The sequence below is a fragment of the Allobosea sp. 10L422 genome, assembly GCF_056395345.1.
Window position 1 is genome coordinate 340,207 of sequence record NZ_JBFTJI010000005.1, and the last position, 14,722, is coordinate 354,928.

13 protein-coding genes and 1 tRNA gene are annotated in these 14,722 nt (G+C 67.4%); 6 read left to right on the forward strand and 8 right to left on the reverse strand.

The genetic code is table 11. The features are described 5' to 3' along the window. Nucleotides 1-59 precede the first annotated feature (59 nt). The 5 genes from AC1DEZ_RS13315 to AC1DEZ_RS13335 form a co-directional block, all read right to left on the reverse strand. Entirely contained in the window at nucleotides 60-1,046 is a 987-nt protein-coding gene (locus tag AC1DEZ_RS13315; RefSeq protein ID WP_441509297.1) for a Bug family tripartite tricarboxylate transporter substrate binding protein, read from the reverse strand. Between the two features lie 84 nt (nucleotides 1,047-1,130). Then, nucleotides 1,131-1,934, reverse strand: coding sequence for a DNA-binding transcriptional regulator (locus tag AC1DEZ_RS13320; protein ID WP_441509296.1), 804 nt, complete (start codon nucleotides 1,932-1,934; stop codon nucleotides 1,131-1,133). Between the two features lie 92 nt (nucleotides 1,935-2,026). Then, complete coding sequence (locus AC1DEZ_RS13325; RefSeq protein ID WP_441509295.1) at nucleotides 2,027-3,010, reverse strand: NAD(P)H-quinone oxidoreductase; 984 nt, start codon at nucleotides 3,008-3,010, stop codon at nucleotides 2,027-2,029. Next, the gene (locus AC1DEZ_RS13330) at nucleotides 3,007-3,645 is read right to left on the reverse strand and encodes a fumarate hydratase C-terminal domain-containing protein (RefSeq protein ID WP_476779793.1); all 639 of its coding nucleotides are present in this window, start codon (nucleotides 3,643-3,645) and stop codon (nucleotides 3,007-3,009) included. The genes AC1DEZ_RS13325 and AC1DEZ_RS13330 overlap by 4 nt, the downstream gene beginning before the upstream one ends. Beyond that, the gene (locus tag AC1DEZ_RS13335) at nucleotides 3,645-4,514 is read right to left on the reverse strand and encodes a fumarate hydratase (RefSeq protein ID WP_441509293.1); all 870 of its coding nucleotides are present in this window, start codon (nucleotides 4,512-4,514) and stop codon (nucleotides 3,645-3,647) included. Before AC1DEZ_RS13335 ends, AC1DEZ_RS13330 begins: the two co-directional genes overlap by 1 nt. 181 nt (nucleotides 4,515-4,695) lie before the next feature. On the opposite strand from AC1DEZ_RS13335, the gene AC1DEZ_RS13340 reads away from it, so the two are divergent. Continuing rightward, the gene (locus AC1DEZ_RS13340; RefSeq protein WP_441509292.1) at nucleotides 4,696-6,147 is read left to right on the forward strand and encodes an aromatic amino acid lyase; all 1,452 of its coding nucleotides are present in this window, start codon (nucleotides 4,696-4,698) and stop codon (nucleotides 6,145-6,147) included. A 175-nt stretch (nucleotides 6,148-6,322) separates the two neighbouring features. On the opposite strand, the gene AC1DEZ_RS13345 is transcribed toward AC1DEZ_RS13340, so the two are convergent. Further along, nucleotides 6,323-6,412: transfer RNA gene (locus AC1DEZ_RS13345), tRNA-Ser, on the reverse strand. A gap of 173 nt (nucleotides 6,413-6,585) precedes the next feature. Between AC1DEZ_RS13345 and AC1DEZ_RS13350 the strand changes: the two genes are divergently transcribed. The 5 genes from AC1DEZ_RS13350 (at nucleotide 6,586) to olsB (ending at nucleotide 12,621) form a co-directional block, all read left to right on the forward strand. Beyond that, a complete protein-coding gene (locus tag AC1DEZ_RS13350) occupies nucleotides 6,586-6,906 on the forward strand; it encodes a hypothetical protein (protein WP_476779794.1) in 321 nt (106 codons plus the stop codon). A gap of 83 nt (nucleotides 6,907-6,989) precedes the next feature. Beyond that, nucleotides 6,990-7,646 (forward strand): peptide-methionine (S)-S-oxide reductase MsrA, encoded by a 657-nt coding sequence (gene msrA, locus AC1DEZ_RS13355; RefSeq protein WP_476779795.1) that lies wholly within the window; start codon nucleotides 6,990-6,992, stop codon nucleotides 7,644-7,646. A 116-nt stretch (nucleotides 7,647-7,762) separates the two neighbouring features. Continuing rightward, entirely contained in the window at nucleotides 7,763-9,316 is a 1,554-nt protein-coding gene (locus AC1DEZ_RS13360) for a YifB family Mg chelatase-like AAA ATPase (RefSeq protein ID WP_441509289.1), read from the forward strand. Between the two features lie 161 nt (nucleotides 9,317-9,477). Then, nucleotides 9,478-11,565: a hybrid sensor histidine kinase/response regulator gene (locus AC1DEZ_RS13365; RefSeq protein ID WP_476779796.1), complete on the forward strand. Its 2,088-nt coding sequence runs from the start codon at nucleotides 9,478-9,480 to the stop codon at nucleotides 11,563-11,565. A gap of 204 nt (nucleotides 11,566-11,769) precedes the next feature. Then, on the forward strand, nucleotides 11,770-12,621 hold the full coding sequence (olsB, locus tag AC1DEZ_RS13370) for a l-ornithine N(alpha)-acyltransferase (RefSeq protein ID WP_476779811.1): 852 nt from the start codon (nucleotides 11,770-11,772) through the stop codon (nucleotides 12,619-12,621). A gap of 104 nt (nucleotides 12,622-12,725) precedes the next feature. Here olsB and AC1DEZ_RS13375 read toward each other — a convergent pair whose 3' ends face one another. Together AC1DEZ_RS13375 and queG are read right to left on the reverse strand one after the other, a co-directional pair. Further along, nucleotides 12,726-13,592, reverse strand: coding sequence for an SDR family oxidoreductase (locus AC1DEZ_RS13375; RefSeq protein ID WP_476779797.1), 867 nt, complete (start codon nucleotides 13,590-13,592; stop codon nucleotides 12,726-12,728). Next, nucleotides 13,589-14,713, reverse strand: a complete 1,125-nt coding sequence (gene queG / locus AC1DEZ_RS13380; RefSeq protein WP_476779812.1) for a tRNA epoxyqueuosine(34) reductase QueG — start codon at nucleotides 14,711-14,713, stop codon at nucleotides 13,589-13,591. The genes AC1DEZ_RS13375 and queG overlap by 4 nt, the downstream gene beginning before the upstream one ends. Nucleotides 14,714-14,722 lie beyond the last annotated feature (9 nt).

A 14,722-nucleotide genomic window follows, 5' to 3' on the forward strand; every position in this document is an offset into this window, starting at 1 on the left:
CTCCCATCCGGGAGAGGGGTTCTCCGCGCGCATCCCTGCGCCATCGTTAGCTGGAAAACCTAGTCGAGTGAAATCCCCGCGGCCTTGATCACATCCGCCCACCGCGCGATTTCCTGCGTCTGTGCGACCCGCAGAGCGGCGGCATCGCCGGTGCGGGCCCGCACGCCGATCACTGCGAGTTTTTCGCGCCCCTCGGCACTGTCGACATAGGCGCGGGTGATCGCGGCGAGGCGCGTCGCCACCGGCTCGGGCAGCCCCTTGGGGCCGACGAGCCCGAACCAGCCCGTCGCGTTGACATCCGCAAGCCCCGCCTCCGCCACGGTCGGTACCTCAGGCAGTTGCGGTGCGCGTTGATCGCTGGTGACCGCGAGCGCGCGGATTGCGCCGCTCTTCACATGCGGGATGTAGCTCGGCAGGAAATCAATGGCGACGTTGACGGTTCCCGCCAGCAGGTCGGTCGCGAGCGGTGCCGAGCCGCGATAGGGCACATGCGTCATCTCGAAGCCGGCCTTGCGCTGGATCAGCTCGCCCGTGATGTGCCCCATCAGGCCGAAGCCGGGGCTGCCGAAGGTCAGCTTGCCCGGATTGGCTTTCCCATAGGCGACGAGCTCCGCGAAGGACGAAACCGGCAGCGAGGGGTGGACCGCGACGATGCCCTGGACGTCGCCCAGCAGCGCGATCGGCGCGAAATCGGCGAGCGGATCGAAGGACAGCTTCTTGTAGAGCAGCTTGTTGGTCGCGAGCGGCCCCGAGGAAGAAAACATCAGCGTATAGCCGTCCGGCGCTGCCCTGACGACGCTGGTCGCCGCGATGTTGCCGCCGGCGCCCGTCTTGTTCTCGACGACGAAGCCCTGCCCCAGTTCGCCACGCAACCGCTCCGCCAGCAGCCGGGCGACCACATCGGTCGAGGCGCCGGCCGGGAAGGGAACGACGATGTTGGTGGGGCGGCTTGGCCAGGTGTCGGCGAGCGCCTGCCGCTGGCCGGCCAGGAGCCCGGCTCCGGCGATCGAGGCCATGAAACTGCGGCGTGAGAGCTGTCGCTCCATCGAGATCTCCTCCGGACAACGCCTCTTCGGACGTGTTGGCCGGAGACTAGGGGCCGCCGGCCGGCGGCCCGCGGAAAAGGCAGGCTATTTCTCACCTTGAAATGCGACGCCCATCGACTGCGACAGCGCTTCGAGCTGTGCCTCGATGCTGGCCGCAGCCTTCTTCAGGGGATGGATGATCCGCGCCTTGTCGTCGGGGTTCGCCACGGCCGAGCGAAAGAAGGTGACGCCGAAGGTTGCGAGCACCCGCTCGCCGAGCCTGATCGGCACCGCGACCGTGGCCGAGTTGCGTGGCTCGGCGGCCGCATCCCGCTCGGTATAGCCGCGCCAGCGGGCCTGCGCGATCAGCTGTTCGATATCCTCGTCCGTCAGGCTGCTATTCTCGGGGTCGGAGGAAGCCCGCATCGCCGCTAGCAGCACGGCGCGCTCCTCATCCGGGCAGAAGGCGAGATAGGCGCGCCCGAGCGCCCGGCCGCCGAGGCTCAGGCGATAACCCAGCGTCGCATGGAAGGGCGAGATCGGGCTGTCGGGAATCGTACTGAAGCGGACGATGACGGCGTCGTAGTCGAGCAGGCAGACCGCGCAGGGCCATTTGATCTGGCGTGTCAGCGCCGTCGCCCAGGGGCGGGCGGCCTCGATCACCATTGGCGCGCCGTGGAAGCCAGAGCTCAGATGCGCCACCTGCGACGTGACAAGATAGCCGCGCATCCGCTCGTCGCGCGTCACATAGCCGGCTTCGATCAGCGTCTCGAGCAGGCGCACGATGGTCGGCTTCGGCAGGCCGGTGCGGCGATGCAATTCGCCGACGGTGGCCGCGCTCAAGCGATTGACTTCGGTCAGCAGCTTGAGGGCCTTGAGAACGGATTGAACGGGCGCGAACGAGAACACTCTGAGGAGTCCGGCATGACGGAGACGAACGCCGACTCTAGAGCAGATTGCCCCGCGCTTGCTCGCTGTTTTTCAGATCGCGCCTGCGGCACTCAGCCCGGCATGGTCAGGACGACCTTGCCGATCTGTTCGCCGGCATCCATCAGCGCGTGCGCGTCACGGACATCGCTCCAGTCGAAGGTCGCGCAGATATGGCTGCGGATCGCGCCGCTGGCGAGCAGCGGCCAGACCTGTTCCACAAGCCTGGCGGCGATCCGGCCCTTATAGGCGGCGTCTCGGGGCCTGAGCGTCGAGCCCGTCAGGGTCAGCCTGCGACGGACGATGTTGCGCACATTCACCTCCGCCATCTGGCCGAGATGGCTGGCGATCAGTACGACCCGTCCGTCGGGCGCGAGCAGCCCGAGCTGCTTTTCCGTATAGGGCCCGGCCTGTGCGTCGAGCGCCACATCGACCTTCTCCTTGCCGATCGCGGCCTCGATCTCGGCGACCCAGTCGCCGCGATAGTCGATGGCGTAATCGGCGCCGATCTCCAGGCTGACCGCGCGCTTTTCGGCCGTTCCCGCGGTTGCGATCACGCGCGCCCCGCGTAGCCGCTTGGCGATCTGGATCGCCGCCATGCCGACGCCGCTGGTGCCGCCCTGGACCAGCAGGGTCTCGCCCTCAGCCAACCGGCCGAGCCAGATCACGTTGTTCCAGGCGGTGAAGAACACTTCCGGCAGAGCAGCCGCCTGCGCGAAGGAGAACCCTTCCGGCAAAGGCAGGCATTGCGAAGCAGGAACCGCGCAGAACTCGGCATAGCCGCCGCCATTGGCGAGCGCGCAGACGCTGTCGCCGACCTTGGGCCAGGCAACATCGGCACCAACAGCCTCGACCACGCCGGAAACGTCGAGGCCGGGCAGGTCGGTCGCGCCGGGCGGCGGCGGATAGAGGCCGCGCCGCTGCTGGATGTCGGGGCGGTTGACCCCGGCCGCGCGGACCCGGATCAGCACATCGGCGGCGCCGAGCTGCGGCAACGGACGTTCGCCGAACGCCAGAACCTCGGGGCCGCCCGGCCGGGTGATTTCGATCGCTTTCATCGTGGTGTCTCTGTCTCGTCTGGAGAGGAGCGAAGCGACTGCATGATCTCGGGCATCCGTGCGCGGGCCGATGTCATCAGGCGCTCATAGATCGAGTTGCCATGGGCATCGATGGCGACGATGACCGGGCCGAAGCCGTCGAGCCGCACGCGGTTCAGCCGGAACTGCATGATGAGATCGGTCCACGCGCAGTCCGTCACCGCCCGGACGCCCTGGCTCAGCAGGGCGGAAGCGCCGCCGACGAAGGAGAAATAGACGCAGCCGGCCTCGCGCATCGCCGCGACGCTTTCCTGCCCGAGCCCGCCCTTGCCGCCGGTTGCGGTGAGGCCCAGCGTCCGGATCAGGGTCGGCATCAGCTGGTCGAAGCGGCTCGACGTCGTCGGGTTGACGTAGTGGAGCGGGCCGGGACCGGCCTCGCCCTCCTCATAGCTGACGCCCATATGGAAGAACGAGCCGCCACGCAGCGGCAGCGGCAATTCGCGGCCGGCGGCGAGCTCGGAGACCATGCGCTTCTGCGTGGGCATGCCGACAGTCGCGACGGCGTCGCCGTCGAGCAGCACGACATCGCCGAGTTTCAGCGCCCGCGCGGCTTCGGGCGTCAAGGGCAGGGAGAGGCGCCGGGGCGAGGGGGCCATCATTCGATCCGCTCCACGATGCCCGAATTGTAGATGCGAGCCCGCGTGCGCCGGTTGATCCAGCAATTGAACGAGACCGCGACGGGCGTGAAGCCATGCCCCGAGGCGTATTCGACATGGACGCCGAAGGTCGTGGTCGCGCCGCCGACGCCCATTGGGCCGAAGCCCATCCGGTTGACCGCGCGGGTCAGGCGTTCCTCCATCGCCGCGACCATCGGCTCGGGATTGCACTCGCCGAACGGGCGCAAGGTCGCGTCCTTCGAGAGTTTCGCCGCATGGTCGAAGGTGCCGCCGATGCCGACGCCGACGACCACGGGCGGGCAATGCTGGCCGCCCGCACGCAGCACGAGCTCGAGAATGCAGCGTTCGATCTCCTCGAGGCTCGGACTGACCAGTGTCTCGATCGCGGCCCAGCGGCCGCCGCCGAGCGCCTTCGGCGCGCAGGTGATGTCGAGGTATTCGACATCACCGATGAGCTCGCAGGAAACCAGCGGCATGTCCTTGCCGTGATAGCTGCGCTCATTCGTCAGCGGATTGGTGACGAAGCGCAGGATCGGCGGCTGGATCGCGCGGGCGAGATCGGCGAAGCCATCGACGATCGCCTGACGGATATCGCCCTCCATCCGTACGCCCGAGCCGATCTTGATGGTGTAGCTGGGAACCCCGGCATCCGAGCACAGGAACTTGCCGGTCTGTTCGGCGTGCTCGGCACTGTCGAGCATGAAGGCCAGCGTCTGCCGCGCCTGCGGCTCGGTCTCCGTCGCCAGCGCCTTGCGGAATTCGGCCTTGGAGGATTCCGGAATTCGGCGCAGCGACCAATCATAGAGATTGGCGGTGACTTCCTTGACCAGATCGTAGGTGATGGCCATGCGCTGCGCCCGTTTCGACGGCGCGAAACTAGCCGATCCCTGCGATCCGGGCGGAAGCGCGCGCGGTATTTCAAGGCATGAAACGAAGGTCTTTCCCGGCCGTACTCCTGCGCTTCCCATTAATGACGGAATCGGTCAGGCGTGATTGCGCTGCGCGGGCTTTGTTGGGAACGGATCTGCCATGAGCCAAGTGGACGTCACCGGTTTCGATCTCACGATCGAGCAACTCGTCCGTATCGCGCGGGAGCGGGCGCCGGTCTCTATCGCCGTAGAGGCGATCCAGCGCATGGAAGCCGCCCGTGCGGTGGTCGACAACGCCGTGGCGCGCGGTGAAAAGGTCTACGGCGTCACCACCAGCGTCGGCGCCAAGACCGGCGTGCCGCTCGCGCCCAATCGCATTGGCGAGTTCAACCGCCGGCTCCTGCTAACCCACAACGTCGCGCATGGGCCTCTCGCACCGCGCGAAGCTGTCCGGGCGATGATGGCGGTGCTGCTCAATTCCATGGCGAGCGGACGGCTCGGTGTGCGGCCCCTGCTCGCCGAGCGGCTTGCTGCCGCCCTGAACGAAGACCGCGCGATCGAGGTCCATATCTGGGGCTCGATGGGCCAGAGCGACATGGCGCCGATCACCGATCTGGCGCTGGCACTTTATGGCGACATCGAATTGCAGGCCGGCGAAGCACTGGCGTTGCTGAATTCCAGCGCGCTCGCTTTGGGCACTGCGGCATTGGCCATGGCCGACCTGCGCGATAGTCTCGACCTTTGGAGCCTGATCGCCGCCCTGAGCATGGAAGGTTTCGCGGCAAACCCGTCGACCGTCTCGGAAGCGGCCTTGCGGTCGCGCCCCTTCGCCGGGCTCAACCGGCACGGCACCCGCATCCGCCACTACCTCACCGGCAGCTATCTCTTCGCCAAGGGCGGGCCGCGCCATCTGCAGGACCCGCTCAGCTTCCGCTCGCTGCCGCTGCTCCACGGCACGGCGGCGGACAGTCTGGAATTCGCCTACGGCCAGGTCGAGGCCGAGCTGCGCGCGAGCCAGAACAACCCGATCGTCTCGATCGAGGAGCAGGCGCTCATTTCCGTCGCCAATTTCGATACGGTCTCGCTGTCGATGGCGCTCGACGTCGCCAGGCTGGGCTTTGCGCCGGTCGTGACCGGTTCGGCCGAGCGCGTCGCCAAGCTGGTCGATTCCTTCTGGTCGGGGCTCACCGTCGGGCTCATCGAGGAGGATGGCGTGGGTCTGCCCGGCTTCAACGGGTTGGCCCAGTTCCACAAGGCGATTACGTCCGAGGCGCGCCTGGCGACCGCGCCCGTGGTGCATGAGCTCGCCAGTTCGAGCCATTCCAACGGCAATCTCGACCGGGCCGGCATGGCGGGCCTTGCCGCACGCAGGACGGCCGAGGTGGCCGGCCTGTGCCGCTCGATCGCAGCGATCGAGCTACTTGTCGCCGCGCAAGCTGTCGAAGTCCGGAAGGCCGCGCCGCTCGGTGCCGTCACACGCCGGCTGCACGCGCTGGTTCGCGAGGCGTCTCCTTTCGCCGCGGCGGGCGACCGGGTGCCCCATATCGATCCGCTGCTGCAGCACATGAGGCAACGCGACGCCGAGATCCGGGGCATGCTTTCTCTCGGCTGATGGTGCCACGGACCGATCCGAAAGCAGGCTGTGCCGACCGCTATCGGCCGCGCTGCTGGGCTCAGTCTGCCCATCGGCCAGCTGACAAATTTCCGGATTCCATCTGAATCCGCTCACGGAGCCAGTCGGGCTCTCGCGGCGCTTGTGCGCTCGGGAATCGATCTCTGGGAATTTCTGGCGGACAGGGCGGGATTCGAACCCGCGATACGGTTTCCCGTATACACACTTTCCAGGCGTGCGCCTTCAACCACTCGGCCACCTGTCCGGCGCGCTGCTTATGACCGCCGTGCCGTCATCTTTCAAGGCCCGAGATGAAGGGTTTTGCACAATCCCACTAAAACCTGTGCGCGCGGTTGCGCCGAGCGCCGCTGATGAGCACATCTTGAAGCTGGGGGCAGGTGCCGGATACGCGAACGGCAAACGGTGACGGGGAGCAGAGTGAGATTCCTTCTACGAGTGTTGGGATATCTGTGGGTCGCGGCCGGCTTCGTCGCGCTTGTGATCGACGGCGCTCGTTCCATCGCCAATTCGGCACTGCGCTTCACCGCGGTGAGCGAAACCCTGACGGCCTTGATCCACGAGCGCTACGCGCAGATTCAGCCGGCCATCGAACGCAATCTCCATCCACTGCTCTGGGATCCCATGCTGCTGTCGGTGATGCGGCTGCCGACTTCGCTCGCGGCGCTTCTGCTCGGATTCGCGCTGCTTTGGCTGGGGCGGCAGCCGGAGCCGCTGATCGGCATCGTCACGCGTCGGTGAAGCGCGGGCTCGCGAAGCCCCCCTGTGCGAAGGGCCGCAGGAGGCTTACATTGGCGCCGAAGCTCGAACGAACGGAGCGAGAAATGTTCTCTTTGCGCAAGAAGACCGAGATGCCGACGGCGGCCGAGACCCTGCCGGGCCGTCCCGCTGCGATTCCCACCGCTGAAACCCATTTCGTCAACGGACGCGCGCTGGCCGGCCCTTATCCGGAAGGCACGCGCAAGGCGCTGTTCGGGCTCGGCTGCTTTTGGGGCGCCGAGCGCAAGTTCTGGCAGAGCGGCGAGGGAATCTGGGTCACCGCCGTGGGTTATGCCGGCGGCACGACGCCGAATCCGACCTATGAGGAGGCGTGCAGCGGCCTGACCGGGCACACCGAGGTCGTGCTGGTGGTCTACGATCCCGCCAAGATCGCCTATGAGGATCTGCTCAGGATCTTCTGGGAGAACCATGACCCGACCCAGGGCATGCGCCAGGGCGGCGATATCGGCACGCAGTATCGCTCGGCGATCTACACCTATGACGCCGAGCAGAAGGCCGCTGCCGAGAAGTCCCGCGCCGAGTACCAGAAGGCTTTGGCCGCCGGCGGCTACGGTCCGATCACGACCGAGATCCGCGAGGCGCCGACCTTCTACTTCGCCGAGGACTACCATCAGCAGTATCTCGCCAAGAACCCGGCAGGTTATTGCGGCCTCGGTGGGACCGGTGTCGCCTGCCAGATGGGCCTGGGCGTCGACGCCTGAACTTTGACGGGACAGGGAGGCGCCCGCCTCCCTGCTTATTCGAAGGTTCTCGATATGTTCTTGCGCTGCCGCTGAAGCTCCGCTAGCGTCCCCAAGGGGAACGGGGCGAGGCCGAGATGGTGACGCGGGTCGCGACGGTGGCGTTCGAGGGGATCGAAGCGCGCGCCGTCGATGTTCAGGTGCAGGTCGCGGCCGGCGGCGTCGCCTTCATTCTGGTCGGGCTGCCGGACAAGGCCGTCGCCGAGAGCCGCGAGCGGGTGCGCGCCGCCCTCATCGCCTCGGGGCTTGCCCTGCCGGCCAAGCGTATCACCGTCAATCTGGCACCGGCCGATTTGCCCAAGGAAGGCAGCCATTACGACCTGCCGATCGCGCTCGCGGTCATGGCGGCGATCGGCGCGATTCCCGCCGATGCACTCGCCGGATATGCCGTGCTCGGGGAACTCGCCCTTGACGGCTCGATCACGCCGGTGGCCGGTGTCCTGCCGGCAGCGATTGCTGCCTACGCAAGAGGGCAGGGTCTCATCTGTCCCGCTGCTTCCGGTCCGGAAGCTGCCTGGGCCGCCGCCGATATCGATATTCTGGCGCCGCGCTCGCTTATCCAGCTCGCCAACCATTTCAAGGGGACGCAGGTGATGGCGCGGCCCGAGCCGGCAGTGGCCCGTCAAGGCGGAGTTCTGCCCGATCTGGTCGATATCAAGGGGCAGGAGAGCGCGCGCCGCGCGCTCGAGATCGCCGCCGCCGGCGGGCACAATCTCCTGATGAACGGGCCTCCCGGAGCCGGCAAGTCGATGCTGGCGAGCCGCTTGCCGTCGATCCTGCCGCCGCTTTCGCCGCGCGAGTTGCTCGAGGTTTCGATGGTGCTCTCGGTCGCGGGCCATCTCGCCGACGGCGCCCTGACCGATCGGCGCCCGTTCCGGGCACCGCACCATTCGGCCTCGATGGCGGCGCTCGTCGGCGGCGGCCTTCATGCCAAGCCGGGGGAGGTCTCGCTCGCCCATCACGGCGTGCTCTTCCTCGACGAGCTGCCCGAGTTCCAGCCGCAGGTGCTGGATGCTTTGCGTCAGCCGATGGAGACCGGCGATGTTCTGATCTCTCGCGCCAATCACCGGGTCACCTATCCCGCCAGATTCCAGCTCGTGGCGGCGATGAACCCGTGTCGCTGCGGCAAGGCGACGGAGCCCGGTTTCGCCTGCCGCCGCCAGCCGAACGAGCGTTGCATGGCGCAGTATCAGACTCGGCTGTCCGGTCCGCTGCTCGACCGGATCGATATCGCCATCGATCTCCCCGCGGTCACCGCTGCCGACCTGATCCGGCCATCGACGGGAGAGGACTCCACCACCGTCGCCGCGAGAGTCGCAGCCGCCCGTCAGCGCCAGCGCGCGCGCTTCGAGGCGCTGGAACTGCCTCAGCGCGGCCTGGGCCACGTCAGCACCAATGCGGCCTGCCCTCCGCCGGTGCTGGAAGAGATCGCACGGCCCGATAATGCCGGGCTCGCCCTTTTGCGCGATGCCGCGGAGGCGATGCGCTTGACGGCGCGGGCCTATCATCGCGTGCTGAAAGTAGCCCGCACGCTCGCCGATCTCGACGGCGAGGCCAAGGTCGGGCGGCTGCATCTGGCGGAGGCGCTGTCCTATCGCTCGCGCGGTGGCGAGCTCGTTCAGGCGGCCTGATCGCGTGGCGCGTTTTCGAGCGCAGCAGATGGCTCGTCCGAAGACCGCGCAAGATGCGATGAGCTCGACGTATTCTTGATTAACCGATCCTGAAGGCCGAACGGCGAATCTGCGGGGTTCGCAGGCGCCTTTCTCAAGGGACGAGGGCTAGATCGAAGGGCATGGTTTCTTCGTTCTGGTCATGGCTCATCGTCGGAGGCGCCGCGCTCGCGCTATGCCTGCTGATTGCCCGGCTCCTGTTCCAGCGTGAACAGTTGCGGCGGCAGGTCGCCGCTTTGCTCCGCGATACCGAAAATCTCAACGACCGGCTTTGGACACTCGCCGATAGCGAGGAACGCTATCGCAGCCTGATCGAAGCCCAGGGCGACCTGATCGTCAGGCGCGACGGTGCGCGCATCGTCTATGCCAACCGGGCTTATGGGGCGCTGTTCGGCGCGAGCGAGGTCGATCTCGTCGGCAGCAAGATGCAGCTGCCGCAACTCGCCAGTCGGCCAGCGCAACTGCTCGAAGGCGGAGCCCGCAGTTTCGATGAGTGTCTGGCGACGTATGAGGGCGAGCGCTGGATTTCCTGGGTCGAGACGGCGGTTGCGGGACATGGCGGGAAGGCGCTCATCCAACGCGTCGGCCGCGACATCTCCGCGCGTATCGCCGGCGAGGACGCCCTGGTCGAGGCACGCGCCCGGGCCGAAGCCGCGAGCGAGGCGAAATCGCGCTTCCTCGCCACCGTCAGCCACGAGTTCCGCACGCCGCTCAACGGCATCCTGGGGATGGCTGACCTTCTCACCGATACCGGCCCCGATGCCGAGCAGGCGACCTATATTGCAGCGTTGCGGACCTCCGGCGAGGCCTTGCTCGCGCTGGTCGACGATATCCTGGATTTCGCCAAGGTCGAGGCCGGCAAGCTCGAATTGGTCGAGGAACCCTTCGACGTCGTCCAGCTCGTCGAGACGGTGGCGGAACTCGTGGCGCCGCGGGCGCAGGCGAAGGGCATCGAGCTCTCCGCCCATATTGCGCCCGAGCTGCCCACGCGCCTCATTGGCGATCGCGACCGCCTGCGCCAGATTCTGCTCAACCTCGTCGGAAACGCGGTGAAGTTCACCGAAGCCGGCGGGGTCGGTCTCAGCCTGCGGCTGTCGGGTGCGGGCGTCGAGATCACCGTCGCCGATACCGGGCCGGGCATTCCCGTCGACCGGCTCGAGGACATCTTCAGCGAATTCGAACAGGTCGAACATGGTGCCGGCATACGGCAGTCCGGAGCCGGCCTCGGGCTGGCGATCGTCCGGCGCCTCGTTGATTTGATGGCGGGCGAAGTGAGGGCCGAAAGCCGGCTAGGCGAAGGAGCAACATTCCGCGTTACACTGCCGCTCGCGGCAGCTGCGGATGCCGCGCGTCCGGGCATTCCGCATTGGCCGCATCAGCATATCCTGCTGGTCTCGCCTGTTCCGTTCGCGGCGCGCTTCCTGGCGGAAGCGATCCGGGTGACCGGGGCCGCGGTCTCCGTCGCGACGACCGCCGAATCGGCGCGCGTGAAGCTGATCGGCGAAACCCGCCCGACAGCGGTTCTGATCGATCACGCACTCGGCGATATGCCGGCGAAGGATCTCGCTACAGCGGTCGCTGCGTCCGGCATCCGCGATTGCCTGATCCTGCTCTCGCCTCTGGAGCGGCGGCAGTTCGGTGCGCCGCAGGCCGCGGGCTTCTCCGGCTTTCTCATCAAGCCGGTGCGGACGCGCTCGCTCTATGAACGGCTCGATGCGGACTTCCCGCATAGGCTGCCGGCGATGGGCGAAATCGCGAATGCCACCGCATCCGCTCGCAACTCGCCCGGCACCGGCCTCCATGTGCTCGTGGCCGAAGACAATGAAATCAACGCGCTGCTGGTCGTTCGCACGCTCGAACGTTTCGGTTGCATCGCATTCTGGGCGCGCGACGGGCGCGAGGCTCTGCAGCGCGTGGAGGCCAGCTTTGCCGGCGCGGCTCCGCCGCTGGCGCTTGCCCTTCTCGATGTGCGCATGCCGGTGATGACGGGTCTTGATTGCGCGCGCGCCATCCGCGCGCTCGAACGCCGGCTCGGGCGCGCCTCCGCCTTGCCGCTCGTCGCCGTCACTGCGAATGTCGCGGAAGCCGATCGGGAAGCGGCTTTCGCAGCGGGGATGGATGATTGTCTCGCCAAACCGCTGGAGCGCGCGGCATTGCTGCGCTGGCTGGAGCGCCTGTCGCTACCGTCGGCAGGCAGCCTCTCGGCTTGACGGCAGTCATCGCTTCGACGCCGTTTTGTCGCGAAGTTGTAAGATCCTCCGGGCAAGCCTACCTCTAGGCCGAACGCGGCTGAGGGATCGAGATTCGCGATGGCATTGCACGTTTCTGATAGCAAGAACGCGCTGCCCTCCCGGTTTTCAGCCGGCAATGCGTTCACCCGGTTCGCTCCGCTGATGCTGATCGCGGGCGGCCCGATGCGGCGTTTCGGTGCCGAACCCGGCGAGGCTCCGCCGCTTGCGGGCACGCTCGGCCGGCTCGGTTCGCTCGAGGTCCGGCTGGCGCGCGGCCCGCGCGAGATCTGGCGGGCACAGCGCCTGCGCTACCGTGTCTTCTACCAGGAAATGTCGGCCAAGCCCGATGTCGTCTCGCGGATGTTCCGCCGCGATGCCGACCGCTTCGACAAGGCCTGTGACCATCTCCTCGTCATCGATCATGCGGCGCGCGGCCGCTTCGGCGGCACCAAGCCCAAGGTCGTCGGCACCTATCGGCTGATGCGCCAGAGCGCGGCCGAACGGCTCGGCGGTTTCTACACGCAGAGCGAATTCGATCTGGCGCCGCTGCTCGCGCGCCATCCCGGTCAGCGCTTCCTCGAACTCGGCCGCTCCTGCGTGCTGAAGCCCTATCGCACCAAGAGGACGGTCGAGCTGCTTTGGTCCGGTATCTGGGCCTATCTCCAGCATCACCGCATCGATGCGATGTTCGGCTGCGCCTCCTTCGACGGGACCGATCCCGACTCGCTGGCCCTGCCGTTGAGCTTCCTGCACCATCAGGCTCGCTCGCAGGGCGAATGGGCCGCGGCTGCGCATCCCGAGCATTTCGTAGGCATGGATCGCCTGCCGTCGGAGATGATCGACGCCAAGCTCGCGCTCAAGGAGTTGCCCCCATTGATCAAGGGCTATCTTCGGATCGGCGCGCGCTTCGGCACCGGCGCCGTGATCGACCGCCAGTTCGGCACGACCGACGTGCTGGTCGTGCTGCCGGTCTCGGCGATCGACAAGCGCTACACCGACTACTATGGCGGCGAGACCCCGCGTCGCGCGGCCTGACATTAGAGCATCTTCGAGCGAAGTGAGCACCGGTTCGCGTAAAGAAAATGCGACAAAACGAAAACTGACAGCAACCTCGCGATGGAAGCGCGAGGTTGCTCTCACTATTCGCCGGCTGCGGCCAGCGCCCGTAGCGCCTCGCGATAGGTCGGGTAGCGGAAGGCGTAGCCGAACTCCCGCTTCACCAGCGCATTCGAGACGCGCTTGCTCTCGCCGTAGAAGCTCGCCGCCATCGGCGAGAGCTGTGCTTGCGCGAATGGGGTTTCCGGCGGCGGTTCGAGGCCGGTCAGTTCGGCCGCGAAGGTGACGACGTCCTGCGGCGGCCCCGGCTCGTCGTCGGTGACGTTGTAGATCGCGCCGTTGCGGGGCTGCGCCAGCGAGGCCATCAGCACCTCGGCGATATCGTCGACATGGATGCGGTTGAAAACCTGCCCCGGCTTGATCAGCCGGTTCGCCTTGCCCTCGCGCAGCTTGGTGATGGCGTTGCGGCCGGGGCCGTAGATGCCGGAAAGACGGAATATCTGCACCGGCTTGCCGCTATCGCGCCCAAGCTGCAGCCAGGCCTCCTCGATCGCGACGCGCTGGCGGGTGCGGCCGTTGGTTGGAGCCGGCGGCGTGGCTTCGTCGATCCAGGCGCCGCTTTGGTCGCCATAGACGCCGATCGTCGAGAGATAGCCGATCCAGCGCAGGTTGGGTGCCGCAGCGAGCGCGCCGCGCAGCGGGCCGAGTGCCGGGTCGCCATCCTCAGCCGGCTGCACCGAGACGAGCACCGCGTCGGCCTCCGCCACCGCCTTGCTGAGCGCCGAGGACACGGCGAAGCCGCCGAAGACCAATGTCCTGATGCCTTCGCGGCTGAGCTGCGCCGCCTTCTCGGCGGAGCGGACGGTGCCGGTCACTTCCCATCCCCGCGCCAGCGCGGCGCGCGCGAAAAAGCCGGCCGAATAGCCGAGGCCGAGGATCAGGATGTTCATGCGGCATCTTCCGTCTGAAGCGTCAGTGCGAGCCATTCGGCGCGCACTTGCGGATCGTCTTCGCCGGCGAGTCCCGCCGCGGCGCGCTCGCTGACACTTTCGGGAGCGACTCGGCCGAGCGCCCAGACCGCCATGGCACGGACGAGCGGCGAAGGGTCGGCGAGATGGGGCAGGGCGCTCTCGGCAAGTTCCGGTCGGCCGCTATTGCCGATGGCGATCAGCACATTGCGCAGGAAGCGGTCGCGTCCGGTGCGCTTGACCGGCGTCCCGGCGAAGAGCGTGCGGAACGCGGCGTCGTCGAGGCGGGCGAGCGCGGCGAGGTCCAGCCCGTCGAGTTCGTTCTTGAGGGCGAGCCGGGTTTCCTGCGCGGTCTGCGCGAATTTGTTCCAGGGGCAGACGGCGAGGCAGTCATCGCAGCCGAAGACGCGGTTGCCGATGCCCGGCCGCAGCTCTGCATCGATATGGCCGGGATGCTCGATCGTGAGATAGGCGATGCAGCGGCGCGCATCGAGCCGGTAGGGCGCCGGAAAGGCGTCTGTCGGGCAGATGTCGAGGCAGCGCCGGCAGGAGCCGCAATGATCGCGCTCGGCCGCATCGGCCGGCAGCTCCGCGGTGGTGTAGATCGCGCCGAGGAGCAGCCAGGAGCCGTGCTCGCGCGAGACCAGCACGGTGTGCTTGCCCTGCCAGCCCAGCCCGGCCGCCTGCGCCAGCGGTTTCTCCATCACCGGGGCGGTGTCGACGAAGACCTTGACGTCGGCGCCGCCGCGCGCGGCGAGCAGCCCGGCCACGCTCTTCAGCTTGCCCTTGATGACGTCGTGATAGTCGCGCCGGCGCGCATAGAGCGAAATCGCAGCCTTGTCGCGCTGAGCCAGCGTCGCGAGCGGATCGCCGTCGCCCGCATAGTTCATGCCGAGCATGATGACGGAGCGGACCTCGCCCCACAGCCGGCGCGGATCGGCGCGCTGCTCACGGCGCTCCTCCATCCAGCTCATCTCGCCCTGATAGCCGCTGGCGAGCCAGGCTTCGAGCCGCTCGGGCGCCTCGGGTATGGCGTCGGCAGCGGCGACGCGCATCACGGCAAAGCCTTCACCGAGCGCCCGCTCAGCGACGGCGCGCTTCAGCTTCTCGCC